The organism is Shewanella sp. c952 (genome assembly GCF_019654975.1).
Lineage (GTDB): Bacteria > Pseudomonadota > Gammaproteobacteria > Enterobacterales > Shewanellaceae > Shewanella.
In genome coordinates, this window is record NZ_BPEW01000001.1 from 275,550 (window position 1) to 302,126 (window position 26,577).

22 protein-coding genes are annotated in these 26,577 nt (G+C 44.8%); 6 read left to right on the plus strand and 16 right to left on the minus strand.

What is annotated here, in order from left to right:
• Positions 1–84 precede the first annotated feature (84 nt).
• Positions 85–1,245, minus strand: a complete 1,161-nt coding sequence (locus tag K5R16_RS01140) for a hypothetical protein (protein WP_220735705.1) — start codon at positions 1,243–1,245, stop codon at positions 85–87.
• A gap of 262 nt (positions 1,246–1,507) precedes the next feature.
• Here K5R16_RS01140 and blaOXA point away from each other — a divergent pair, with 262 nt between their 5' ends.
• Positions 1,508–2,332: a class D beta-lactamase gene (gene blaOXA / locus K5R16_RS01145; RefSeq protein WP_220735706.1), complete on the plus strand. Its 825-nt coding sequence runs from the start codon at positions 1,508–1,510 to the stop codon at positions 2,330–2,332.
• A gap of 10 nt (positions 2,333–2,342) precedes the next feature.
• Here the strand turns inward: blaOXA and K5R16_RS01150 are convergent, their stop codons facing one another.
• Positions 2,343–3,254, minus strand: coding sequence for a LysR family transcriptional regulator (locus tag K5R16_RS01150; RefSeq protein WP_220735707.1), 912 nt, complete (start codon positions 3,252–3,254; stop codon positions 2,343–2,345).
• Positions 3,255–3,376: 122 nt separating this feature from the next.
• Here K5R16_RS01150 and K5R16_RS01155 point away from each other — a divergent pair, with 122 nt between their 5' ends.
• Positions 3,377–7,930 (plus strand): biotin carboxylase N-terminal domain-containing protein, encoded by a 4,554-nt coding sequence (locus tag K5R16_RS01155; protein WP_220735708.1) that lies wholly within the window; start codon positions 3,377–3,379, stop codon positions 7,928–7,930.
• A 235-nt stretch (positions 7,931–8,165) separates the two neighbouring features.
• Positions 8,166–9,149: a sensor domain-containing diguanylate cyclase gene (locus K5R16_RS01160; RefSeq protein ID WP_259649734.1), complete on the plus strand. Its 984-nt coding sequence runs from the start codon at positions 8,166–8,168 to the stop codon at positions 9,147–9,149.
• Positions 9,150–9,163: 14 nt separating this feature from the next.
• Here the strand turns inward: K5R16_RS01160 and K5R16_RS01165 are convergent, their stop codons facing one another.
• A complete protein-coding gene (locus tag K5R16_RS01165; RefSeq protein WP_220735709.1) occupies positions 9,164–9,781 on the minus strand; it encodes a hypothetical protein in 618 nt (205 codons plus the stop codon).
• 108 nt (positions 9,782–9,889) lie between these two features.
• Positions 9,890–10,777, minus strand: a complete 888-nt coding sequence (locus K5R16_RS01170) for a LysR family transcriptional regulator (protein ID WP_220735710.1) — start codon at positions 10,775–10,777, stop codon at positions 9,890–9,892.
• Between the two features lie 114 nt (positions 10,778–10,891).
• Here K5R16_RS01170 and K5R16_RS01175 point away from each other — a divergent pair, with 114 nt between their 5' ends.
• Positions 10,892–11,032 carry a hypothetical protein gene (locus K5R16_RS01175; protein ID WP_220735711.1) on the plus strand — a complete coding sequence of 47 codons (141 nt, stop codon included), beginning with the start codon at positions 10,892–10,894 and terminating at the stop codon, positions 11,030–11,032.
• Positions 11,033–11,081: 49 nt separating this feature from the next.
• On the opposite strand, the gene K5R16_RS01180 is transcribed toward K5R16_RS01175, so the two are convergent.
• The 3 genes from K5R16_RS01180 to K5R16_RS01190 form a co-directional block, all read right to left on the minus strand.
• Positions 11,082–11,297, minus strand: coding sequence for a TIGR02450 family Trp-rich protein (locus tag K5R16_RS01180; RefSeq protein WP_220735712.1), 216 nt, complete (start codon positions 11,295–11,297; stop codon positions 11,082–11,084).
• Positions 11,298–11,424: 127 nt separating this feature from the next.
• Positions 11,425–11,685 (minus strand): DUF5062 family protein, encoded by a 261-nt coding sequence (locus K5R16_RS01185; protein ID WP_220735713.1) that lies wholly within the window; start codon positions 11,683–11,685, stop codon positions 11,425–11,427.
• 134 nt (positions 11,686–11,819) lie between these two features.
• Positions 11,820–13,016 (minus strand): cation:proton antiporter, encoded by a 1,197-nt coding sequence (locus K5R16_RS01190; RefSeq protein ID WP_220735714.1) that lies wholly within the window; start codon positions 13,014–13,016, stop codon positions 11,820–11,822.
• A gap of 122 nt (positions 13,017–13,138) precedes the next feature.
• Between K5R16_RS01190 and K5R16_RS01195 the strand changes: the two genes are divergently transcribed.
• Positions 13,139–14,011 (plus strand): universal stress protein, encoded by an 873-nt coding sequence (locus K5R16_RS01195; protein ID WP_220735715.1) that lies wholly within the window; start codon positions 13,139–13,141, stop codon positions 14,009–14,011.
• A gap of 265 nt (positions 14,012–14,276) precedes the next feature.
• Here K5R16_RS01195 and K5R16_RS01200 read toward each other — a convergent pair whose 3' ends face one another.
• Positions 14,277–15,311: an AraC family transcriptional regulator gene (locus K5R16_RS01200; RefSeq protein ID WP_220735716.1), complete on the minus strand. Its 1,035-nt coding sequence runs from the start codon at positions 15,309–15,311 to the stop codon at positions 14,277–14,279.
• A 168-nt stretch (positions 15,312–15,479) separates the two neighbouring features.
• Between K5R16_RS01200 and K5R16_RS01205 the strand changes: the two genes are divergently transcribed.
• Positions 15,480–16,847 carry a hypothetical protein gene (locus K5R16_RS01205; RefSeq protein WP_220735717.1) on the plus strand — a complete coding sequence of 456 codons (1,368 nt, stop codon included), beginning with the start codon at positions 15,480–15,482 and terminating at the stop codon, positions 16,845–16,847.
• Positions 16,848–16,930: 83 nt separating this feature from the next.
• Here the strand turns inward: K5R16_RS01205 and K5R16_RS01210 are convergent, their stop codons facing one another.
• The 8 genes from K5R16_RS01210 to K5R16_RS01245 form a co-directional block, all read right to left on the minus strand.
• Positions 16,931–17,353, minus strand: a complete 423-nt coding sequence (locus K5R16_RS01210) for a nitrate reductase cytochrome c-type subunit (RefSeq protein WP_220735718.1) — start codon at positions 17,351–17,353, stop codon at positions 16,931–16,933.
• Positions 17,350–18,231, minus strand: a complete 882-nt coding sequence (gene napH, locus K5R16_RS01215) for a quinol dehydrogenase ferredoxin subunit NapH (RefSeq protein WP_220735719.1) — start codon at positions 18,229–18,231, stop codon at positions 17,350–17,352. Before napH ends, K5R16_RS01210 begins: the two co-directional genes overlap by 4 nt.
• The gene (gene napG / locus K5R16_RS01220) at positions 18,228–18,962 is read right to left on the minus strand and encodes a ferredoxin-type protein NapG (protein ID WP_220735720.1); all 735 of its coding nucleotides are present in this window, start codon (positions 18,960–18,962) and stop codon (positions 18,228–18,230) included. The genes napH and napG overlap by 4 nt, the downstream gene beginning before the upstream one ends.
• A 61-nt stretch (positions 18,963–19,023) precedes the next feature.
• Entirely contained in the window at positions 19,024–21,507 is a 2,484-nt protein-coding gene (gene napA / locus K5R16_RS01225) for a nitrate reductase catalytic subunit NapA (RefSeq protein WP_220735721.1), read from the minus strand.
• Complete coding sequence (locus K5R16_RS01230; protein ID WP_220735722.1) at positions 21,497–21,772, minus strand: chaperone NapD; 276 nt, start codon at positions 21,770–21,772, stop codon at positions 21,497–21,499. Before K5R16_RS01230 ends, napA begins: the two co-directional genes overlap by 11 nt.
• Before the next feature lie 345 nt (positions 21,773–22,117).
• On the minus strand, positions 22,118–23,224 hold the full coding sequence (locus K5R16_RS01235) for a lipocalin-like domain-containing protein (RefSeq protein ID WP_220735723.1): 1,107 nt from the start codon (positions 23,222–23,224) through the stop codon (positions 22,118–22,120).
• Positions 23,221–25,743: an ABC transporter permease gene (locus K5R16_RS01240; protein WP_220735724.1), complete on the minus strand. Its 2,523-nt coding sequence runs from the start codon at positions 25,741–25,743 to the stop codon at positions 23,221–23,223. The genes K5R16_RS01235 and K5R16_RS01240 overlap by 4 nt, the downstream gene beginning before the upstream one ends.
• A complete protein-coding gene (locus tag K5R16_RS01245; RefSeq protein WP_220735725.1) occupies positions 25,736–26,404 on the minus strand; it encodes an ABC transporter ATP-binding protein in 669 nt (222 codons plus the stop codon). Before K5R16_RS01245 ends, K5R16_RS01240 begins: the two co-directional genes overlap by 8 nt.
• Between the last annotated feature and the right edge of the window lie 173 nt (positions 26,405–26,577).

Consider the following 26,577-nt stretch of genomic DNA (forward strand, 5'->3'; position numbering starts at 1 on the left):
GACTCAATTAACTCATGGTTGATGAACTCGCACTGCACGAGTTCATCAATGTTACCTGAGACAATAGTGCCATACCAGAAGTGGTTAAAGAGTTGCTGCAGCCACCTCTACCATGGCTCTTACTTGTTCGACAATATCGTGCTCAACTTGAACGTCGTATGCTGCAATACGCGGCGTGTGAATATGGCCAACTGCAATGCTGCTATTGAACTGTTTTTGTAGCAATATAGCGCGGTAAGATATCTCATTAGACAGATAGCCACCGCCCGAACCCTCCACCGAGATTGCACTTTGTAGTTGTCCTAACGATTTCGCTTGAAACTCGCCTTGCGCTAACGTCGACACCGTATGGTTGTCATTAACTTTCCAAGGGCCAGCCACAGTTTGCATCGCCGCAACGGGTAGCGAAAACTCAACAAATTCAGGACCATTAAGTGTGCCACCATTAAATAAAGGTGCGATAGGGGCTTGTTTGTTAGCACCGGTCAGTACATTTAAGTTATCAGGCGCTGCAGCACTGCGATTACGTCCTGGAAAACGCTCGATATCAAATTCGTCGCGGCCCATGCTGACGGTAAATATCATATCAACGCTGTTGTCGCGGTAGATAGGCGTTAATATTGACTCGATAAGTCCATCATCAAAATCGGCAAATCGCACTGGGATCATCGCAGTTTCAATTTGAGCCTGTTTACCATCAATATTAAAGCGGTAGCCATCTAGCGCCAGAGCTACTAAGCCCGATGGATTACTCTGGTCGATATGTCGATCGAGGAAAAAAGGATCAAACCCTGTCAGTAGAATTTTAATCTCGGCATCATCTTTAAAAGCGATGTCACTTAAACCACGTGATGATTTTTCAACAGCTTTGATAAGGATATCTCGCTGCCATGCGGCAATATTAAAATCCGGCTTTTGTGTCTTCAGTAGCTCTCGCATCGCAAGACGATTCCAATACAAAGAGCGATCGTCCAAGTGACCTGACTGTACATCTCTCACTGCTTGCTGCCATAAGCGTAAACCTTGGTGCGCCACCATTTGGGTGATTTTAAGTTCATCAGAGTGCTGGGCATATTTGTCAGCAAGGTTGCTGACGAATGCTTGGTAGCGGCTGACGACATCAGGCATTGCCTCTGTTGCAGCAGGTAATCTAGCCTCTTCAACATCGAGTTTTGCAAAAGCAGCAGTTGAAGTTGCGCTGACAAAAAGTGCAGTGGCGACAAGTGCCATGCTAGATAATTTCATTACTACATCCTTTGTTATTATTCTCAGTTTTTGCTACTGGCTGTAAGCAGTAAAAGCTGAACTCTCAGGCTATTAGCTCATTTGCTTCAGTATGCCTTAGCCATGAAAACATTGAAAGCGACGAATAATTCTTCAGCTTGAGAGGCTCCTACTGCCATTATTTGGCCACAATTGATCTTCATATAGCCATTTTTCACCGCCTAATAACCGCTACTATGAGTATAAAGCTCAGTGCAATAAAAAGAGAATGAAGAGGCTTACAATGACAAAAATAGTACCGCTGCTGTTGTTCACCCTATTAGCTGCAGCAGCACTGATTGTTGATGCCAGTGATCGCGATGACCATAGCGTTCAATTGGCAGAGTTAAGATTGACTCCGCAATTAACAACCGACTGGGACTTAGTCTTTCAGCAGCACCAAGTCGAGGGTGTGTTAGTGCTGTTTGATCCCCAGCAACAGACTTTGACCACTAATGATTTGAACAGAGCCAATACAGGCTACATACCAGCTTCGACCTTTAAAATTGCCAATGGGCTAATCGGTTTGGAGTTAGACGTGGTAGCTGGCGCTGAACAAGTCTATCCGTGGGATAAGCAACAGCGTGCTTTTAAAGTTTGGAATCAAGACCACAGCTTTAAAAGCGCATTTAAGTATTCAGTCGTACCAATATTTCAGCAAATTGCCCGAGATATTGGCAAACAGCGGATGGTTAACATGCTGGCAAGCTTAGAGTATGGTAACCAGAAGGCGGGCCCCGTGCTGGATAGTTTTTGGCTTGATGGTGATATAAGGATTAGCGCCATTGAGCAGCTACAATTTTTGCAAAAACTGCACAATGAAACCTTAGCGGTTAGCCATCGCTCGCAACAGATCATTAAGCAGGTAATGCTGACGGAATCCACAGAGAATCATGCTCTTTATGCCAAAACAGGTTTTGGTCATCATGGCGATAAATACATTGGTTGGTGGGTAGGCTGGGTCGAGATGGATGAGCGCACTGTTTATTTTGCGCTCAATCTTGATCTTGCCAACATACAGCAAGCGAGCCTTAGGCAAAAGATAGTGAAACAGGTCCTGCAATTATGAGGTAACTGTTTTACCCCATCAGTGATTGCAGTGACTCTTGACTGGTGAAACGTTTATGGAAAAAGTCGAGAAAGACACTAATGTTGGTCGCCAGTTGTCGACGACTCGAGTAAACGCCATATACCTTAAAGGCTTCCATAGGCCACTCTTGTAAAATGGGTACGAGGGAGCCGCTGGCCAATTCATTCTTGCAGACGGAATTGGATAACATCGCAATGCCAAAATCATCCATCACAAGTTGTTTGACCATCACTGCGCTGTTAACTCTGACTTTACGCTTAAAGTTCACCATCGTTTTACGTGTCCCTTTGCCTAAGGGCCAGATAGGTGCTGAGCGCGATGTACCTAATAATATGCCGCTATGTGTCGCCAGCTCTTGTGGGTTGGCTGGGGTACCATGGGTTTTCAAATAACTTGGGCTTGCCACTAATATCGGTTGGCGTTCGAACAACAACCGCGCCACTAAATCGCTTGATTGCAGAGGGCCATACTTAATCGCAATGTCGTAACCTTCACCGACCAGTCCAACATCATTATCGGTAAATTGCACGTCGAGTTCTACATTTGGATAGAGTCGCATAAAGCCACTACAAAGGTTGGCGATAAGCTCCTGGCTGAAAGAGACAGGTATAGCTACCCTCAATGAGCCGGAGACATCATTGTGGGTGTTTTCGATAGTCGCTTTGGCAGCTTCTATTTCATCGCTTATACTGGTGCAATGCTGGAAAAAAAGCGCGCCAACCTGAGTTAAGCTCAGATTACGGGTATCTCGCTGTAAAAGCCGAACCCCTAGCTGCTCTTCAAGCTGGGCAACCTTGCGACTAATGGTTGACTTTGGCATGCCTGTTTCGCGGGCGGCTTGAGAGAAACCCTGGGCTCTAACAACCGCTGCAAACAGCATCATACCGTTTAAATCTGGCATGTTATCTTCACTGTCTCAAAAATGGAACAAAGCGTCTAGTGCAGTTTAATAGCAATTGACAGGATAACAAAGTTATATTTACGGGCTAAAAATTTCAGAGGCTAAAAGCAGAGGATCTTTCGATGACCAGCAAAAATCAGCCCGCTAACATGACTCAAGCGCAAACTGCCGACCCGCTTTTCTTAAAAGCAGAGCAATTGGCTAAAGACTTTTCGCTGTTTCCTGAGCACAGTAAACAGACACTATCTGAGGAGATCAAAGGTCTTCTTGGTGATGACGAGATCCAAGCGAATCTAAAAGACCTTGCTGGATTGGACGTTGATGGTTATGTCACTAAGGTGATCCAACCGACACAAGACAAAAACCGTCCGGGTGCGAAACGCATCATTGCGGATCTTAAAGGTAAGCTTGTTACCGAAACCCACATCGGCCCTTTTTATAGTGCAGAGATTGAACTGAATTTTGGATCTCGTACTCGCCGTATTGGTTTTGTTGCACAAGAGCGTACTACAGCTAACGGTGCGTGGATGCCTGAGCATCACCTAGCCTGCTGTAAAGCGATTCGTCACTTCGCCGAATTGTCTATGCCTATTATCTACCTTATCGACACCCCTGGTGCTGATGCAGGCGAGATTGCTAACAGCCAAAACCAAGCTCACTCAATCTCTAAAGCGATTGCAGAAAGTGCTAATGTTGACGTACCAACAGTCGGTATTGTGATTGGTGCTGGTTACTCTGGTGGTGCTATTCCACTGGCAGCAGCAAATATCTTATTGTCACTGCGTGATGGTATTTTCAACACTATTCAGCCACAAGGCCTGCAAAGTATTGCGCGTAAATACAACTTGTCTTGGCAGGAATGTGCTAAATCTGTGGGTGTTTCTCCAGAAGAGCTATACACCTCTGGCTGCATTGATGGCATTGTCGACTTCTCGCCGTCAGACAGAGATGAGCGTCAACATAACTTGCGCCGCGCCATTATCAGCAGTGTTGAAGCTGTTGAAAAAGCCGCAGTGCAGTTTGTCCGTGAATCACCGGATTTACGTGAGCATTATGACCGCAGTCTAGAGCGTTTCTTAGCACCGTCTAAAAGCTTAGCAGCACTTGAAGTGAATGCTGAGCTGGCAGTGGCTAACAACCCAACCATGCACTTAAACCTGTTTGGTAGTACCTATCGTTACTTGCGTTACCTAACGTTACGTAGTCGCATCCACTCCATCTCGCAAGAGCAGTATGGTCGTCTATCTAAGGTCAGCGTACCTGAAGGTGATTTGCTAGCTCGTATTCAGCAAGAGCAGGATCGTGTGTTCCAGTCTTGGTTATCAAGTCCTGACAAACTGGTTTATGACGAAGAGTTGAACAAACTTTGGGGTAACTTCACCTCTAAGCGTGATGATGTTTCAACTGAGCGTAACATGCTGACACGTTTGATTTTGGGTGAACCAAAAGAGAACTATAAGAAAGCTCGTAAAGCGCTTATCTTTAATATCAGCTGGTCGCTATACCACCGCTGGAAAGGCAATGCAGAGAATAACTTCAAAGGGCTAATTAGCTACCTTGAAACATTGCCATCAGAAGTGACTCAAGCAGACTGGCCAGAGCTGAACCAACTTACTGTACTCGATGTGATTGTGCATGATGAGCTACGTGAAGATTTCATCTGGCAGTGTCATAACATTTTGGTCTTTAACGCGCTGTACGACAACGTAGTGGGTAACCTTGCTTCAATCGCTAAAGAAGCGATGATGTCTAAGAGCTTGTCTCGTAGTTCAGTTGATAACCTATTGCATGACTCTATCGACAGAGCACTATCAACTCAAGATGTTGCTAACGATAAGAACAAATTCTACAAGTGGCTGAAGTACTTTATGTCTCAGTCAAACCGTGCTGAGCTACTGACTCGAACCGAGCAGTGGAAGAGTGTTGGTTTCCCACAACTGAACGACAGTCTATTTGTTATTTTGACTTACTTCTTCGAACGACTACTGCCTGAGTATTTTGACAGCGAAGAAGAAAGCAGTGAATACACTGGCGCAATCAACCCTGTGCGGATCGGACGTCGTAAAGACTTCTGGAATCGCTTGACCATGGGTTATCAAGATCTACTGATCCAAAAAGTGCTTCGTGATGAAAAGCGTGCAGGAAAAATGGGTTGGGATGCCATCATAGGTAAGTTTTTCACTGATTTCGAAGAGATCAATGGCGATAAAATGTCAGCTAATCTGCTGAACTTCCCAGGTTTCCGCCTTTCTATTGAAGATGCTATCGATAAAGGTATCCGCCCTTGTGGTTTGATTACCGGTGTGGCTGATTTTGACAGCGATGGTAAGCCAATGCGCGTTGGTGTTGCAGTTTCAAATACTGCATTCCAAGCGGGTGCATTTGATATGGCCGCTGCTGAGAAGTTCAGTGCGCTATTGATTGAATGTGCCAAGCGTAAACTACCGGTTATTTGCTTTATTAGCTCAGGCGGTATGCAGACCAAAGAAGGTGCAGCAGCACTATTCTCAATGGCTGTAGTGAACGACCGTATTACACGCTTTATTCGTGATAATGAATTGCCTGTATTGATGTTCGGTTATGGTGATTGTACTGGTGGTGCTCAGGCGAGTTTCGTGACGCATCCTTTGGTACAAACATATTACCTATCGGGTACTAACATGCCGTTTGCTGGCCAAATGGTTGTGCCTGCATACTTGCCATCAACTTCTACATTGTCGAACTACTTGTCTAAAGTGCCTGGCGCGATGAATGGTTTAGTTGAAAATCCATTCAGTACCACTTTGGATGACCAGTTAAGCAGCATCGATCCACTGATGCCAAAGCCTACCGGTAATATTGAAACCATTATTAATAGTGCGTTGTCGACACTGGTTCCTGAAGCTGAAATTGAAGATGAAGAGATCGTTCAAGACGATCCGCGCGCACTGATGAAGCCAATCAACAAAGTATTGGTTCATGCTCGTGGTTGTACAGCGGTTAAGCTTATCCGTAAAGCACACGATAACAACATTGACGTAGTACTGGTTGCATCTGATCCAGATATGACATCTGTCCCTGCGGATATGCTAAAAGCGAACGACAAGCTCGTTTGTATCGGTGGTAACACCTCGGACGAAAGTTACCTCAATGCATACTCTGTATTGAAGGTTGCTGAATACGAGAACGTTGATGCATTGCACCCAGGTATTGGTTTCCTATCAGAAAGCCCACAGTTTGCAGCACTTTGTGTGAACAATGGCGTTAACTTTGTTGGCCCTAGTGTCCACAGTATGACGACCATGGGTAATAAGTCGAATGCGATTAAGACGTCGCAAGACCAAGGTGTACCAGTTGTACCTGGTAGCCACGGTATTTTGACCAATGCAGAGCAAGCGGTAAACGTGGCAACTGAGATTGGTTACCCTGTATTGCTTAAAGCTGTACAAGGTGGTGGTGGTAAAGGTATTCAGGTTGTTGAACGTCCTGAAGACATGATTGAGCTGTTCCAAAAGACTGCGACAGAAGCCGCTGCAGCATTTGGTAATGGCGATCTTTACCTAGAGAAATATGTTACTTCACTACGTCATATTGAAGTACAACTACTACGTGATCAGTTCGGCAATACTAAAGTACTGGGTTTACGTGATTGTTCTGTACAGCGTAACAACCAGAAAGTGGTTGAAGAGTCAGGTTCAACTATGTTGCCTGACGAGCTGAAGCAGCAGGTCATGGAATATACTCGCCTACTGGGTGATGCGACCGATTACATGGGCGCAGGTACTGTAGAGTTCATCTATAACTTAGACGCAAACGAAGTCTACTTTATGGAGATGAATACCCGTCTGCAGGTTGAGCATCCAGTAACGGAAGCAACATCTTGCATCGATATCGTAAGCGCTGGTTTTGATATTGCAGCAGGTCGTTCAATTGCAGACCTAGAGCCACAAGACAAAGGCTATGCGATGGAAGTGCGTGTCACTGCTGAGAAAGCGGCTCTTGATAGCAACGGTATCTTGCAGTTATTACCAAACCCAGGTCTTATCTCTGAATACAAGATGCCTGAGCGTGATGATATTGAGATCATCTCTATTGCTGGTGAAGGTAAAGAAGTATCGCCTTACTACGATAGCTTGATTGCACAGATTATTTGTCGCGGTGAAAGTCGTGAAGATGTCATTAACAAGCTGCATGACTACTTAGCAAACGAAGTGGTTATTAAAGGCATTGCATCTAACATTCCATTGTTAACTCGCATCCTTAAAGATGGCACCTTCAACGAAGGCGTTTACGACACTAACTACTTACCACGCTTTATGGCTGAGCTAGATATTCCAGAGCTTATTGCTGAGATGGAAGCGGCGGCAGAAACTGTGGGTGTTGATACTGAGTCACTGCGTGTCGGCGAAAGTAACGAGCTTAAAGTAATGGCACAAGGCGCTGGTATCTTCTATACCTCTCCAGCACCGGGTGAAGCAGACTTTGTTAAAGAGGGTGACATTGTTACCGTGGATCAGACTTTAGCGCTAACTGAAGCTATGAAGATGTTCTCACAAGTGACATTGGCAGGCTTTAACCGCAAGAACGCAGTACTGTACCCTGAAGATCAGCAGTACCGTATTGAGCGTATTCTTAACAGTAACGGCCAGCAGGTTTCACAAGGTGAATTATTGTTTGTGGTATCGCCAGTAGCATAATCATTGAGTGTAAAGCAGCGTTGAGTTTCAGGATGCTGTTTTAGCCTTTATGAGTATTTGAAGTACCCACCTATCGGTGGGTATTTTTTTGCCTAAAATTTTCGGGCTGTCAGTCGATAGTATTATATAACTTGTATTTAACAAGTGATGACAGTAGTTTTAGCTCAATTGCTATAACAAGAATATAGAGGTTTTTTGATGAGAGGCTTTGCTTAGCTCATCAGCATGTTGATTAATGGGTTCATTAGAGGCTGAAATCGCTCAATTGAAGTTGATGTTGAGTGCTGTAGAGCAAGAGAATCACTTGCTCAAAACTAATAATACTGAACTGCTACAGCAAAAATCAGTGTTAGAAGAAAAGCTCAATGCCGCACTCGATGGCACGGGGCTATGTCTATGGGAGCAGCATATTCCCTCAGGTAACCTCACCATGTTTAACATGGAGTGGGGCTCGCTACTTGGCTATACCATCGATGAACTTGCCGCCCATATAGATAGCTGGAAAGGCAATTTGCATCCAGAAGATCGGAGCTGGGTGATCCAGAACTTTGACGATCATGTCAGCGGCAAAACAGACTCCTATCAAGTAACTCACAGAATGTTGCATAAAGACGGTAGTGTAAGCTGGGTTTCGGATCGCGGCCGAGTCATTGAATTTGATGATAATGGTCAACCACTGCGAATAATGGGCACCCATATAGATATAACGCAAGAGAAGCGCTATGAGCTTGGTTTGGCTGAACTTGCGAACAAAGACCCTCTAACAGGTTTATTGAACCGTAAGGCGCTCGTAGAGGCCTTTGAGCTGTCAAAACAACGAGCCTTCACTGGTGCACTGCTATTTATTGACCTTGATGACTTTAAAGCCAATAACGACCATTACGGGCACAAATTTGGCGATAGCGTACTCATCGCAATAGCTAACAAGTTAACCTTATATCTACAAGAAACAGCTGACATTGCGCGTTTAGGTGGAGATGAGTTTGTGGTGCTCTATCCTGCCGAAGATAGAGGGGTACTAACCGAGGTTGCCACTCAATTACTGCGACTGTTTGCAGAGACGCTAGAGGTTGAAGGGCGCCGCATTAGCGTTGGCTTGAGCATTGGTATCGCTGTCTATCAAACCGATGAGCAATTTAGCACTGTCTGTGAACATGCCGATACTGCAATGTATCAAGTAAAACGACAAGGGAAGAACTGTTTCCAGTTCTTCCCTTAATCAAGCTCATCTGCTTAGCGTGTACGTCTAGGTGTTAATGCCAAGGCGCCATTTCCCCACTGGCTTAATACCGCACTAACATCTCCGATGCTGGCATCGAGCAGGGTCACTTTCTCATTTGGCACCAATTTCAATGGCCCGGCAAACCCTGCTGGAGCATGAGGAATAAGCACACTTGAATAGTTATCATCTTGCTCAATTAGATAGGCAAATTGATGACTACCATCTTGGTTCTTAAGCATCGCGGCGCGAAAGCCGCCATTGTATTCACCGTTCTCATTAACTGAATTCTTATCGCAGAAAATACCGCTCGCGAGTTGTTTGATGGAGCGATAAAGCGCTAAACGACCGATGGTGCTACGCTCGATATAACGAAAGAATTGGCTCATGAAAGCGGATTTCAAAAAAATGCCAAATAGTAAAGATGTTAACGCAAGGGTAAGCAACGCTAGGCTAAACGGGTGCTCTTCTAATCCCATGACTGAACTGGGTAACAATTGCACTATTGGGCTCGATAAGCCGATAAGGAGTTCTATCATTTCATCGGCCATAAGGTACAAAAGGAGTAAGGGTAATACCACTAGAAAGCCGCCAAACAGGCTGGCCTTTATCAAATCAACTGCATTTTTCATCTTATCCTCGCAAGGTTATCTGTTAGATAGGCTATTCAATGCGGCGATAATACAGCTTGAATCGAATATGTCCGTGGTAGTAACTATGCGATATTTGGATACATATAATTAGCTTACACTTAACTCTCTGCTTAGGTTGATAAAAGTCGATGCCGCAGGTGTCAGTGGCAAGTTTTTACGCCAAATTAGCGCTAAATTCCAAGTCAGTTGCGGGTTGAGTGCTTTATAAATCAAAGTGTCTGAGTTCACTTTCTGGCAGATAGGTTCAGGCAAAATAGCCACCCCCATTTTAGCTTCAACCATCGCGGCGATAAAATCCCATTGTCCACTTTGAGCAGCGACATTAAGTTCTACATTTGCTGCTCGACTTAAGCGATGAATTAATTTTGTCAGTGAGAAGTCATCGTTATATTGAATGAACGGGAACGGCGCCAGATCTTGCCAGCAGATATTGTCTTTTTTGGTTAGCGGGTGTTCTTTCGGTAGACAGGCCATGAGTGGATAGCCCTTAAGCTCCAAACTATCAAACTCCTGAGTATGGGTCGTTGGTAGAGCGGTAAAAGTCAGATCTAGGCTGTCGTTAAGCAAAGCTTGCTCTGCACCGAAACCACCCAACTCTTGAATACTCAGCTCAACCCCTGGATATTTTTTCCTAAAATGGGCAACCAACTCAATAATCATCTCGCCCATCATTGGGCAAACTCCTAAGCGCAGTTGCCCTGTCTGTAGGCCATTAAGGCTATTAAGATCTTCCCTGAGTCGGTGCCATTGCCCGACGATCTGCTGTGAAGTGCAGATGAGTGCTCTGCCAGCTTCTGTGGCGATCACTTTCTGGTTATTACGGATCAACAGTGGTTGCCCGAGGTTCTCTTCAAGGCGCTGGATCATTTTGGTCAACGTTGGCTGAGTCAGGTGTAACTTTTCCGCCGCACGGGTGTAATTACCCATTTCAACTAGAGTCACGAAACAGTGTAGGTTCTTAATTTGTATATTCATGCTTATATGGAATGTAGTCGATGGATATTATTCATTTTACTAATAGTATAAACAGGATTACTTTGACCTCAACCACATATCCAACCATTTATTCCATTTGCAGAGGTCACCACTATGAAATCTTACCAAGGTCTGTTTGCTCAAGCACTTTATCTAGCCGCAATGCCGTTAAACTCAGAAGAATCGAGCAAGGCTAAAGCGAACACCAATGAGCAAGAGTGCATTATTGAAGAGTCTACCAATAAGCAGGCTTAAAACTGCAAAAGCATAACGTAGAGACGAGCGCTGATCACCCACAGTCAACCTACTGCCAGCCAAAATGCCATTTGTCCTCGTTTGTTAATTCGTGCCAATCGATTTGATATTGGGCACGAGTTAACACAGCTTCAAATAGACATAAGCTGACCAAACCCTCCTCATCAAATTTTACTTTAGTGACTAAAAAGTGTTTCTGCTTTTTTTTAGGCTCAATGGCCGTCCACTTGCTATGAAGCAACTTTCTTGGATTTATTTTATTCATGGTTGTTTCTACGAAATGAAGCCACGAAAAGATCAGTTACGATCGATAACAGCAAGTAGTTAACAGCGGGAAGAGCAATCTGAACCCATCGATATTTTAATGATAGGTTCGATTAGGGGGTGAGTGGTTAGTTGAGTAGTTCGTGATCTGCAGGTAACTGGCGGCTAATCCATAGCACCAATTTGTGCTTCATATTAGGACCATCTTCTTTATCTTTTGATAGAGCTTGAATTAGGTTGTCTTTAACCAATAAGCGGTAAATACACTCCACTTTATCTTTCGGTGAAATACCTTGGCCGAAATCAGAGAACCCTCTTTTTTTCGCATAACCCACACCAATTTCCATTGCTAACTTTAGTAATTGTGCATCGTGCTTTCCAGACTTCATATAGACACTTCTTAAGTCGATTGATATAGCTCTAACGTTACCTGAATCTAAGGGAATGGCAAGAGACATTACGCGGATAAAATGAGTTTGACCGCTCGCAATAGTGACCAGCCATTAGCAATAGAAGTCCCTGTTTACAAGGTTTTTTGCTCTTTTAATGACCACTTTAACATTAGCGGTCCTGCGATGGTGGTAATGACGATAATCATCACCAACTCAGTGAATAGTTTCGGCGGAATAATACTGGCTTGACGTCCCATTTCAGCAAAGACAAGTCCGACTTCACCACGAGGCACCATGGCACAACCAATAGTGAGCTTACTACGCCAACTCCCTTGTGCTGATAACCCCGCTGCGAGTTTGGTCAAAATAGCAATTAGTGCCAGCCAGAACAGTAACAATAACCCTGTCCCACTAAGATCTAACTGGCTTAGATCCACCGTAATTCCAACGTAAACAAAAAAGATAGGCGCGAAAACATCGATAAGAGGTTTGGTGGACTTTTCCAGTCTATGTGTAAATGCAAAGGGGTTTTGCAGATAACGGTTTATTGGGGAGACAAACTGTCGTGATAAAGCAATACCCACAGCAAATCCGCCGAGCAGTGCAGGGGCGCCGAAGAGGTGGGCTAACCAGGCAAATAGACAGATTAAAGTGATGACAATGAAAACGTCGTAGCCAGGCTGTTTAAACTTTGATTGAAGTCCGCGTGCCACATAGATTAACGTCCGAGCGAGTGGTGGGGCGATGAGTAAAAAAATAACCACTTTAAGGGTTAATAAAGCTATGGATACAAAGTGTAAACTACCAGATTCATTATAGTTTAATAGAATGCTCAGCAATACAACTCCGGCAATATCATCTATTACAGCAGCCCCTAAAATAACTTGCCCTGCATGAGTATGAGTCTGCTTAGCTTGCGACATGACACGAATTGAAATACCAATGCTGGTGGCGGTTAGCGCACAACCAAAAAATAGTGCACTAAATGTTGGTAAGTTGAGCCAGTATGCAGCACAAGCCCCGGCTATTACGGCAGGGAATAAAATACCACTTAATGCTACCCAAAGAGAGTGCCTGCCAGCATGATACAACCGCTTGATGGAAGTATCACAGCCAATATCAAACAGCAGTAAAATCACCCCTAATTCGGCCAGTACTGAAAGGGTATTGTGCGGGCTTATCCAGCCTAAAACAGAGGGGCCAATGAGTAACCCGGCGACAATCTCTCCCACAACCGCTGGTGATCCTAATCTAGCTGAAAGCTCTCCGAGAAACCGACCACAAAGCAGGATAAGAAAAATGGAGATAACAAAGCTTTCTATTGGCAATTTTTCCTCCTTAAATTATTTGTGTATTGGCTTTGATCTTGATCATAAGTCAGCGGCATCGAGCTGCAGAGATGTATAAGCTTGTCTAAGCTAAAGTAAGGTAATAATAGCTGGAGCAAACCATGGATAAGGTATTTATTATTTCGCCAAGAGAAGAGTCGCATACCGATGCTATCGCTGCGGGAATTGACTTGGCAAATGTGCTGGGAAAACGCGCTGAAATATTTGCCTATAGCTTCGAATATTTTGGCAGTGCTGAATACTATAACGCCAGCTTTGCTGCAGTAGCCCATAAGCATATTATGAAGCAACGAGAGGCGAAGATTGAAGCGCAACTGAAGGTGTTGCAGGCAAAGGATGTGCCTATCCATAGTGTCTGGAGTAAAGATCTGTCTGAACATGCCTGCAATCATTCTATTCGTCATGGTTTTGATCTCATGGTTAAAGCTGTGCATCATGCTGAACATTACCTTCCTGCTGATTGGAATTTGATCCGTCATGTCCAAATCCCCCTCATGTTGCTGACCGATAACCCTTTGCACAAAGGCAACGCTATCATGATGGCTGTCGATCTTGGCAGTGACAAACCGCTTAAAATGCAGCTTAACCAGTCAGTCATTAAGCATGGTAAGGCATTAGCTAAAGCTACGGGCTGCCAATTACATTTAGCCTTTGTTATCAGAGTCCCTAAGGTGCTCCGTGATATGGATTTGATCAATACCAGCACCTTGGTCAAAGATGCCCATCAAAAGTATCAGCAGCAGTTAGCTCAGTTGGAGCTGGAGCCTGACTGTATACACATCACAATCGGTGAACCTGACCTTTGCCTTTATGAGCTTTCTTGTCGTTTCAAGGCTCGTTACTTAGTACTTGGAGCATGTCAGCGTCACGGTATTTTTGGTTATGTTATCGGCAACACTGCTGAATCTATAATCGGTAGGATCCGCAGCAATGTGCTGGTCATTCCCGCAGACAGATCTCTTTGTCTCACGTAGGCAGAGGCAAGATCGACTTAACCTTATAAAACGTCTTGCCTTACCCTTTGATATATAGTCAATAAATAGATATTTAGGCAGTGAATCGAAGCGTTAGTTGATTAACATCAAAACTTAAGTCGATGTCCATTTCATTTTTTATTACGTGGAGGAACTTCCTGTATGGGCTTAGTGTATTCGTTACACCCAAGAAGTGGTAAAGCGGTAGTTTATTTAGCTGTTTTTTTGTGGCTTTCGTAGCCAGTTTGGCTGAGATTTAGCGGGACTATGGAGTACTGTTTTTCTGTCGATATTGCAATGGGGAAACTTGATACCAGCGTTTAAATGCTCGGGTAAAATTACTAGGATCTTTAAAGCCCAACCTAAATGATATCTCTATGATTGATAGTTGTCCTGTGCGTAAATACTTTACTGCTAGTGATTTACGTACTGATTCTACTAGCTCACTAAATGAAGTTCCTTCATCGAATAACTTACGCTGTAAGTTGCGGCTACTCATATGAAATATTTTGGCTATAGTATCTCGGTCTGGGTTACCACGAGTCATTGCAAAAGTGATCTCTTCGGTAACTCTCTTGCTAAAATGCCCCTGTGACACCGCTTGAAAGTAGCTATTTATTGCCTCATCATTCTTGATGGCTAGCTCTCTGTTAGCCGAAGGAAATGGCTGTTTAAGATCGGAGTTTGAAAAATAGATTTTGTTTGCCGGGGCTGAAAATTTAATCGGGCAGCCGAACAAAGTTGCAAAGGACTTTGAATCAAAAGGCTCCCTGCGCTCAAGTTCAAGCCTAGTCGGTTTAATTAGCCCATGGCTGACCTGCATCGGCATTAGATAGCTAGTTGCCATAAATGCATCAATAGCCTCATCAGCGTAGTCATTTCCAATAATTTTATTAAAGCACAGTGCTGATTCGTACTGACCTTGTTCAATGTCTATCTCTAAAACATTACTAATAATCGTGTAAAACCGCTTTACACGACTCCATGCATCCTCCAGAGAGTCGCTAACTAATAGCGAAAAACTAAGCGCATTAAAGCTTGTTGGTTGCACAAAATTCGCTACTTTTAGGCCGATAGCTTCATCACCTGTCTTTAATACAGCTTGCCGCCATAGTTGAGTCATTTTTTCTAATGGTATTCGTGCATTAGGGTCGAGTAGTAAAGAAGGAGGAATCGCAATATTCGTCAGCACTTGATTGCTATCAACACCGGCCGCATCAATTGCTCTGCAGATCGCTAACGCCCAAGATGCGATGGTGGTTGGTTCATTTTTCTGTTTATTTTTGTCTTTCAAAGTCATAAATCTGTCTCTATACGACCATAAAGCCCTGAGTTGTTGGTTTAGGTTACAAATAATGCCACTGAAGCTCAATCTTTATCGAAAGTATCAATCATTGGTATTTGAGATAAATTTGGGATTGAGTGATAGAAGGACTGTGGTTATTACCGAGTAGAATAAGGAATAAAAATGAACAATAACTCGCGTAGACTTATGCATTTCACCAAGCAAGGTTCGCTTGCTTTTGCGGCAATATTATCAGTCGCTACTCTAGCTGGGTGTGACAATAATTCAGAGGTAGAACCTTTACCAGTAGCCAAGACAATAGAACCCAGTGCTTGTTTTTGGGTTGGTCCATATAATATTGACCACCCCGATCGTAATTTTGCTTATCCAGATACAGGAGCTAATTATTGGCATGCTGGATATGTGTTACCTGAAGGTGCTAGTTTGAAGCTTCATGGGCAATACCCTTATGCTCGATATATCTCACTCAATACCTATCGTGCAGATACATCTCCTGCTATGGCACTTACCGATCAAAATATTGCTGCAGATAGTGGCTCGTTTAATCCATTTTTAGAGGCTGCTGATAGGCTGCAGTACCCGCGAGATTTTACGATTTCAATGCGCAATGGTTCACCAGTTACAGATGTTGCTAATAATACTCTATTTGACTATGCAGAGTCTGGCAGCAAATCAACCTTGATCTATCGTGTTTATGTTGCTGACGAAGGGAAGGATATACAAGGTGGAGTCACATTGCCCGCTGTTGAGCTGACATTATCATCGGGTGAGCAATTGTTTGGCCAACAAGCTTGTGATGTTCTCCAAGTCGATACTGACGAATTGGCGATTCCACTGGTGCCAATGGAGACATATGCAAAAATTCGTTCTAATCCAGCATTCAGTCCCGCCAAGCAACCAGCTATTTGGCGCGCAGCTTACAATGGACAATTTGGCATTCAATGTGCTTTTTTAGGTCAATGTGATGGTACTCCGCAAAGGCAAGTGAGCTACTATGCCAATGCAGACAATCAGTACATTAGCACCTTTTTAGACAGTAACTTTGGTGAGATAGCCGTTACCCGCGGCAAGCTTCCGGTAGTACCTAAAACTCAAGCTGGTGCAGCAATTTTTGATACATCAGAGGCGCAGATGCGATATTGGTCAATATGCCAGAACGAGTACTACTCGCAGGTTGTGACAGCGTGCTTATTTGACGAAAATATTTTCGTTGATGACGATGGTTATTACACTGTTGTTACTAGTCCTAAAGAGAGCAGACCTAATAATGCTGTTGATGAATGTGAGGTTAATTATTTACCTTGGACAGAACAAGGAGATGGCTTTAAACGGGTGACACAGTTAGGGGAGAATAAACTCAATGAGGCCTTATTGATTGTGCGCAATATGTTGCCTAAAGCAGGGTTTAATCAAGCTGTTCAAAATACTGTAACCCCTGGTGATGAGTATGCCGTAATGGCTGAATACTTACCTGTCACTGAATACATGAGTCAGGCAGACTTTGAAGCTCTGGGCTGTGGCGGTAAGTAACTTTGCCGATAACGAGTTTGGGTTAACGATAAAAATTAAAAAGCCACTCTTAGAGTGGCTTTTTGGCTTGAAAACTACATACATTACTTGTTTGAGAAGTCGTTCTCTACAAGCTCTGTTTTGTTTTCGGCTTGCGGTGTATGACACTGCGTACAGTTGTAGTACTCATTGTTAAGCTTAGCGTCAGCGAGTAAGTGTGAAGGATCGATTTGAGTCGCCTTCATACGTTTTGCTTTTGCCGGGCTGTGACAGCTCATACAACCGTTTTTCTTTAGCGTGATTGGGTATTCCGCTTTATGTGGGATCATCGGTGGTTGATGTACAAAAGTACGCTCAATTGACTTACCACGTTTAGGGTAAACCGGTACTGCATCGGCAGCACGAATATCGGTGATCTCTGACTTACCAAGTGAGCTAACGTTTACCGGCTCTGCTTGAGAAGTTGCTTGCTGACCAGAACAAGCGCTAAGCGCCAATAGCGCAGCTAAGGTGAGTGCTTTTTTCATTGGTTGTTCTCCGCCTTTAGGGCAATTCGATTTTGATACTGGAAAACGCGTTGGGCACAAACGTCGATACAACGGCCACATTGAGTGCAATCACTGTCGGTTATCATCGGCTGTTGTCCTCGCAAGGCAGGTTTTAATACCTGTCTTTCAGGGCAGACGTCAAAACAATCCATACAGTTATCACAATCTTTGGCATTCACTGCCGATACTTTAACTGGACTGGCTTTACCAAACAGAGCAAATAATGCACCTGTTGGACAAAGGTGTCCGCACCATGCTCGCTCACTGATAAACAGATCCAGTAAGAAGATGGCGGCTAATATCCATAAACCACTGCCAGCGCTAAATAACACTGCTCGATACAATACAGGAACAGGATTTACCCATTCCCAGACTGTCATGCCTGTTAGCACGGGCAGAATAAGCACGAGTGCTAGTAAGTAGTAACGCAAATTTCTTGGCATCTCACTGGTGCGAGGCAAGTTCATTTTGCGGCGTAACCAACTAGCAAGATCTGTCACCATGTTAACGGGACAGACCCAGCTGCAAAATACTCGACCACCCAGTAACGCATAAAACAGTGCGATAATGACGGCGCCAAGTATCAGGCTTAGCTCTGGAATATGACCTGTCAGTAGCACTTGCAAGCTGGCAAGTGGATCTGACAGAGGTACAACACTTAAAAGCTCACTGGCTGAGAGGTTACCTTTTAGCAACCACAGGCCAAACCAAGGACCAATGGCGAACAGTGCAAAAACGCTGACTTGGCTTAAGCGGCGTAAGAATAGAAACTTGTGGGCTCGCCACCATCCTAGTTCATCAATTGCCGCCTGGGCGAAGCCCGGCTTTTTCAGCGTACTATTTTTGCTGTGGCTCATAGTTCAAGCCCCCTGTTCAACATCTCAAGCGTGGTATCTTCAGTGTTGATATAAGTATCGTGTGCAGCAGTTTTACCGAGTGCAATATGAGCAGGCAGTACTCTAATCGCAGCTTCCTCTAACACGCAAACATGTTCGCACTTACCACAGCCAGTGCAGCTATCGCTGTTGACCGTAGGTAGGAACATAGCGTGATGATCGCTACGATTATTGTGTTGCATTTCAAGCGTGATAGCGTCATCAATCAACGGGCAAACCCGGTAACAGACATCGCACCTTAAGCCTTTAAAGTTAAGGCAGTTCTTCTCATCGATAAGTACCGCTATTCCCATTTTTGATTGTTCGATATCGGTAAGTTCATGATCCAGCGAGCCCGACGGGCAAGCTTTAACACAGGGGATATCTTCACACATCTCACAAGGAATAGTGCGGGCGGTGAAATAGGGCGTGCCCGTTGCTGCACCTTCAAACCAGCGCGCTAGTTTGAGGGTGTCATAAGGGCAAGCTTCTACACACAGACCGCAGCGTACACAGGCTGAGAGAAAATCATCTTCGCTTAATGCGCCTGGAGGTCGAATCGCGAGTGGATCTAACTGCGCAGACTGTTTAGCCACTGCAGTTATCCCCATCCCTAGTAAGCCCATTGCGCAACCTGCCTTAGCCGAAGTGGCTAAGAACTGGCGGCGGTTGACGCCTTTGACGCTGAACTTACTTTGATTGACCTGACTCATTTGCTTTCGTTGTCTCCGCTTTTGCTCAAGCGATTAAAGTTAAGTGTGTTGGTGAAAAGTCTTAAGCTTTCATCACTTTGACTGGACACTTCTTGAAATCTGTCTCTTTTGACAGAGGATCAGTCGCGTCGAGTAACAACTTGTTGACCAGTTGGCGCGCATCGAAGAACGGCATAAATGCCACGCCTCTAGGCGGCTTGTTACGGCCTTTAGTTTCCACACGGGTTTTCACTTCACCGCGAGGTGAAGCAACAATCACTTCATCACCACGTTTAACGCCACGTGCTTTGGCATCTTCTGGGTGCATGAAGATCTGTGCATCTGGATAAGCACGGTATAGTTCAGGTACACGCGCAGTCATTGAACCTGTGTGCCAATGCTCTAGCACACGACCGGTTGATAACCATAGGTCATACTCTTTGTTTGGCTCTTCGGCAGCAGGCTCAAACGGCAGTGCAAAAATAACAGCTTTACCATCTGGCTTACCGTAGAAGTTGAAGCCTTCACCAGCTTTAACATAAGGATCACTACCTTCAACAAAACGACGTAGTGTCTCTTTGCCGTTAACTACAGGCCAGCGTGCGCCGCGGTTTTCATGGTAAGTATCGAAGTCAGCTAGATCGTGAGCGTGGCCGCGACCAAACTGCGCGTACTCTTCGAATAGACCTTTTTGAACGTAGAAGCCGAATGCATCAGATTCATCATTAAGATCTGCTTTACACTCTTCAGCAGGGAACTTGTTGACTACGCCATTGGCAAATAGCACGTCATAAAGTGTCTTATCTGCATATTCTGGCTGCTTAGCAATCAGCTCAGCAGGCCATACTTCAGAGACTTTAAAGCGCTTAGAGAATTCCATAAGCTGCCATAGATCAGACTTAGCACCTTCTGGTGGCTTAACTTGCTGATGCCACATGTGAGTACGACGCTCAGCGTTACCGTAAGCACCTTCTTTCTCAACCCACATAGCGGTTGGTAGGATCAAATCGGCAGCCATTGCTGTTACTGTTGGGTATGGATCTGATACCACAATGAAGTTTTCTGGGTTACGGAAACCTGGGTAAATCTCATCATTGATGTTCGGACCCGCTTGCATGTTGTTGGTACACATAGTCCAGTAACAATTCAGCTTGCCATCTTTAAGCATACGGCTTTGCAGTACAGCGTGGAAACCAGGCTTTGGTGGGATAGTCCCTTCAGGCACTTGCCATAGTTTTTCTGTTTTAGCGCGATGTTTAGGATTGGCAACTACCATGTCTGCAGGTAGACGGTGCGCAAACGTACCGACTTCACGTGCAGTACCACAAGCAGATGGTTGACCCGTTAGCGAGAATGGGCTGTTACCTGGGGTTGCGATTTTACCCGTCAATAGGTGGATGTTATAAAGCATGTTGTTTGCCCAAACACCACGAACGTGCTGGTTAATACCCATGGTCCATAAGCTCATTACTTTCACTTTAGGGTCGGCATAGGCTTTAGCCATCAGCTCGAGTTTTTCTGGCTCAACACCACTCATCTCTGCTGCATATTCTAGGGTATAAGTGCTAACGAATTTCGCGTACTCATCAAAGCTGATAGGCGCAGATTTACCATTACCTGGGTTCTTTGCTTTTTGCTCTAATGGATGCTCTGGACGCAAGCCATAACCGATGTCAGTTGTACCTAAGGCGAACTTAGTGTGCTTGGTGACAAACTCTTTGTTCACTGCATCATTCTGGATAATGTAGTTGGCAATATAGTTAAGGATCACTAAGTCAGACTGAGGACGGAAGACCATCGAGTTATCAGAAAGATCGAAGCTGCGGTTCTCGTAAGTAGACAGTACATGTACACGGCTAGTCGGGCTGCTTAAGCGGCGATCAGATAGACGAGCCCAAAGGATTGGGTGCATCTCTGCCATGTTTGCGCCCCATAGGACGAACTCATCAGCGGCTTCAAGGTCATCGTAACAACCCATTGGCTCATCAATACCAAAGGTACGCATAAAGCCACCAACAGCTGATGCCATACAGTGACGCGCGTTAGGATCGATGTTGTTGGTAAGGAAACCTGCTTTGTGCAGCTTAGAAGCTGCGTAGCCTTCCCATACTGTCCACTGACCGCTGCCGAACATGCCTACAGCTGTTGGGCCTTTAGTTTTAAGCGTGTTTTTCCACTTATCAGCCATGGTATCGAGTGCGACATCCCAGCTAACTGGTGTGAATTCACCCTCTTTATCATATTTGCCATCGGTCATACGTAGCAGCGGCGTCGTTAGACGATCCTTACCATACATAATCTTCGATAAGAAATAACCTTTAATACAGTTAAGGCCTTTGTTGACTGGGCTTTCTGGATCGCCTTTAGTTGCAACAACTTTGCCATTATCTGTACCGACAAGAACACTACAACCTACGCCACAAAAACGACAAGGTGCTTTGTCCCACTTAATGCTATCTTTTTGCTCTGCAGCTTCTACTATCTTCACTGGCAGAGTCGCACCGACGGCTGTTGCGGCGGCAACTGCTGCGTTGGCTTTTAGAAACTCGCGACGGCTAATGCTCATGGTGTTCCTCACTCTTTTGTTCTACTGGATCGACTTGATGATAAATAAGGCTGCTATTAATGACGCCTTCAAAGGCGTTAATAGCTTCGACGTTATCGAGGATAGAGCGCTGGGTTTCACCTTCTAGGGTGACCACAAACTTTCCTTCATCGGTAACGGCATGGATTTCGGCGCCAACAAGGGCTGACAAGCGCTGCTTGATATCTTCTACAGACTTGGACGCTGCATGTATGACTAAGCTGGTAATATGAAATTCTTGGCTCATTCTTCTACCTTCTTTGTTTTGGCAAATAACGGCGACGAGTAATCTTGCTGTTACTTACCAAGGTTTAACTCGAGTCTAGACCTCATAGAAAATGTGGGTATACCTCACAAGGGGTATTGAGGTTTTTTATCGACCAAGATCAACTTTTAGAGGGTGATCTAGTTCTCAAATTTACTAATAAAGACTAGAAGCTTGTTTGAATTTTGTCCACTCGAAATGTTAGCTTGCGCTACATTAAATATTCAAGATATTCATAAGCTTAGTAAATGATAACTATTCTTATTTATTGCTTTTTGAATGCAATTAAATCGTTCATTAAGTTTGTATTTGAGTGGCTATGACGGCTTAGTAGCCGGTGAGTTCCATGTAACCTTCGCCACGATGGCTTCCCTCTATACTTATCGGTCCCTCCCAATAAGGGATAGAGAGCGGCATGCTAGAGTCATTATTTAGCGGGGCGGTGCTAATATCGATATTTTCTGAAGGAATTTGAATGCGCCACTTTATTGGGTAACGGCCGGACTGTGTCTGTTGCCATGCCGTGGCAGTCATACTTATCTGCTCACTGGCAATGTTGCGGCCACGACCATCTCGATACATAACTCGGGCGCTATAAAAGCTACTCTGGGTTTTGCTGTCATCCCTTAGCTGAAACAACATCAGTGCAGTGTCGTTATTCAGTCGAATAGCAAACCAATCCCAACCCTGCTGTGTTTTCGATAAAAACTGCGAGCTCCATTCTCTGTCGAGCCAAGCTTGTCCGCTAACTTTCTGAGGTTTACCATCGATAACTACGCTGCCACTGACATTGATAAAAGGTTGGCTGTAGTAATAGGAGGCGACGCTGCCAGCTGCATTCTTCTCACTGTAACCATTGTCACCCTGCAGCTGAAAGGGCGCAGTTGAATCAAGTTGTAATTGATAACTGAAATCTTGACCACTAACACTGAGTGTTGCGGGAAACAGGTGCTCGCTCTGGCTTAGCCATTGCCAGTCATCTTGCCTAATGGATAGTGGCTGAGCTTGAGTGCCAGCAATACTTTGATGACCGCGAGACCACTTCTCTTCAGCTAAATGGTTGGATATAGAGGTAACAGCGGTATGTGACATATAGAGTTGCTGGGTCTGCCAGGCAGCGCTATTAATCGGTGCGTCTTGCTCGTTACTCATCGCTGAGGGCGGTGCTAATGCAATGCGAAACTGCGTCCACTGTAAGCCAATTTTTTGTTTTGATTCAGTCTCTAGATTAGCGGTGAGATACCACCACTCTTGCCTGAAATCATTATGCGCCATATGATCATCTGGAAAGCGTAATATGACGTGTGGCTCTACTGGACTATAACCCTGTGTTTTACCATCGAGTAGCTCTCCCATGCCCGCTGTGCTTTGTTGAACAGGCGAGCAGGCTGTTATGCAAAGTGCCAAGAGTGAAAAGACTATCACTTTGTTCATAATGCCTCCTGCTGCAAACTGCTGACTAACGGTTTACGGGTTTGCCAATATAGCGGCAGTAATACGGCTAATGCACTGGCAGCGAGGGCGATAGCCACCACTCTAAAATAAGCTTGCCAGTCCCAAACCATAGCAATACTCCAGCCAAATGCTTGTAGCGTCACCTTGTTAATTAATAGATAGCCTAGTAGCGCACCACTTGGCAGTGCGAGTAAGCAAGTAAACAGAACGATTAGCAACATTTGTAGCGACACCAAACTTCGCAGTTGAGTTCGACTCACGCCCAGTGCATATAAACGAGCCAACGGTGCTTGCCTCGCTTTAGTGAGCATTAAGCAGGCACTGAACAGCCCAATAGCGGCAACCATGAGGGTAAGGCTGTTAAGAACCAATGTAATCGAAAAGGTGCGTTTAAAGATCTCCAATGCGCGCTGTTTTATCTTGGCTTGGTTATACATCTGCGCTGCAGACAATGGAACTTGCTGCTGTAATATCTGTTCTAATTCAGCGATATCACCATCGTAACTGGCTGCAATACTGCTTGGGTTATTTGGTAGGTTCAATTGCTGCCAAGTATGTTGACTAACAATGATTTGGCCTAACGGATTGCCGTAATCATAAAAAATGGCGCCAATAGGCAAAGGAGGTTGCTTGGCTGACTCAAACTCTGCAAGTGAGATGGAGTCACCGACTTTAAGGCGATATTTGATAGCCATGGGCTCACTTATCATCAGCGCTTTGCCCCCAAAAAACTGCGGCCATAGGTTATCGGTTTGCGCTTTCATTTGATTGCTATTTCTAAGCGAGTGTTCATCTCGGGTCATCAAGCTCACTGGGGTATGTTGATATTGGCTGTTATGCACCCACTGGCCGTATATTTCAGTTACTTTAGGTTGCTGAGCTAGCAGTGTTTCAGTGGCTACGATTTTGTCATTAGGTGGGCGAATATAAATATCTGCATACAATCGGGCATCGAGCCAGTTCTTCAAAGTTATCTCAAAGCTGCCAACGAGGGTGTTCATCGAAATATTTGCCGTCAGCGCTAGCAACATCGCCATCATCGCCAGTGACAATGGAGCGATCAACTCTTTGCTCTCTGCAACCGCATATTGCCATAAGCCATTGCTAGTCACACGGGTAGACAGGCTGAGGCAAAACTGCAGTGATAATGGCAGCAGCAAGGGAATTGCCACGGTGACTACACCCAATAACACCAGGCTGTGTTGATACTCTTGAGTTAATGGAAACAGCATTGCAGCGAGGATGAGCAGAGCAATAGCGACGATAAACATAATTCGCTGATATTGTGCCGCATGGCGTTGCTGTTCAAAGCGGCTAGCGCTACGGGCTAAAGGTTGCTTTGCTAATGCATTAAATAGTGGGAAGCATGCACAGATAGCGGCAACAAATGTCAATCCAACAGCTTGATAAAGCCAGCTCCACTGCCACAGTCCCGGTAACAATCTAGCACCATAAAGCTGTTCGAGAGTCAGCGCTATCATGGGTTGCAGCCAGTGACTTAGCTGTAAGCCAAGTATAAAACCAAGGATAGAGCCAATAACGACCAATACCAGTAGCTCTAACATTAGCGCGGTTAATAATGCTAGCTGTGGGATCCCTTGTTGTTGCAGTTGTACCAGCAGTTTTTGTCTTTTTAATAAACTGTAACGTACACCGTTATAAGCGATAAATAGCCCAACGACAAAGGCAAGTAGGCTCATAGCGGTTAAATTCAAGTGGAAACTACGCGTGAGGCTCGTCAGTCCTTCGCCTTCATCTTGCTCAGCAATTTCAAACTGCTGAGCACTTTGCTGGCTAAAGATTTGCGTCACTTGCGTGTTGAGCTTATTGGCATCACCAAACAACGCGATGTAACTTAGCTTGCCGTATTTATCTAATAGTCTTTGGCCTAAAGAGATATCCATGAGAATGGCATTACCGAGACCAAGCTCGTCATCTAAGCTAATAACGTTAAGAGATTCACCTTCAAGCTTAAGTTGACCATTAGTGGTTGCTTGTTCGGCAAAGCTTTCACTCATGAGTATGTAAGGTTTTCCAGAAAGCAATTTAGCCAACGGGATCTGACTTGAAAGTAATGAAGTTTGTGTGGGCTCAGCTGATTTATCTGAATGTTGCTTAAATTGCTGCACTGATAGTGCGGCAATCAAATCACTGGCTTGAATATCCCATCGCTGACCACTGTCATCGGTCACCGTGCCTGTTAGTACCGCCAATGATTGACTCACACCGGCTTGTCGAAGGCGAATGTAAACTGATTCTGGAACCATTTTTTGCCCAGCAATAGGCGCAAGAAGAAGTTGAGCTCGCTGGCTTAATAACTCTGTTGCTTGAGAATAACTGCGCACTGCATTTTCGTTGGTTGCACGAACACCTATCAGTAACATCACCGCTAATATAAAACCGAGCAGTATTGCGCCAGCTTGCAAAGGGGCTTTTAGGTAGTGGCGAGCAAATACCTGTAAGCTGAGACGGACGGATAACCTAAACTGGCTATTCATTTATCTTGCCTTGTTCTAAATGCCAGCGTCTTTTCATAAACTGCGCACACTCATTGCTGTGGGTCACCATCAATATGCTGGTGCTGGACTCATTGGCCAGTTCGGTCAGCAACTGCATCACCTCAGAACCCGCTTTCTCATCGAGGTTGCCGGTAGGTTCATCGGCCAGTAATAATCTAGGTTGGTGTGCTAATGCTCGTGCTATGGCTACCCGCTGTTGTTGGCCGCCTGAAAGTGCTTCAACATGACGTTTTTTAACATCGTTTAAACCGAGCTGTTTAATGAGGTGATCAACCCAAGGTGACCACGACTGTTTATTGAGGCGCAGTGAGAACGCAATATTGTCTTGTACATTTAACGGGGTGAGTAAGTTGAATTGTTGAAATACTACGCCGAGGTCGCGGCGTCTAAATTGACTCCAGTGTTGGTCCTGCCATTGGCTGGTGTTGTCACCAAATAGGCTTAGCTTACCGCTATCGATAAACTCAAAACCGCCGATGATATTGAGCAGGGTGCTTTTACCACAGCCGCTAGGTCCAGTCAGTGCGACGGTATCTGCATCTTCAAGCTGAAGGTCAATGTCATCGAGTACCTGATGATACTTATCACCGTCGTCAAATCCTTTCGATACTGCAGACAAGGTCACGATACTCTTAGCCATTACAACTCCCTCTTTTAATGCTACAAATTGGCCAAGATTAGTGATTCTTGGCTCAGGTAACACAGCTAGCCACTCAATACAGCATATAATTATTCAGTATACGCATTAAAGTAGGATTGAGATCGCTTGGTCGTAAAACTATGTCATTATTTTTACTTTGTTTTGTCTATAAA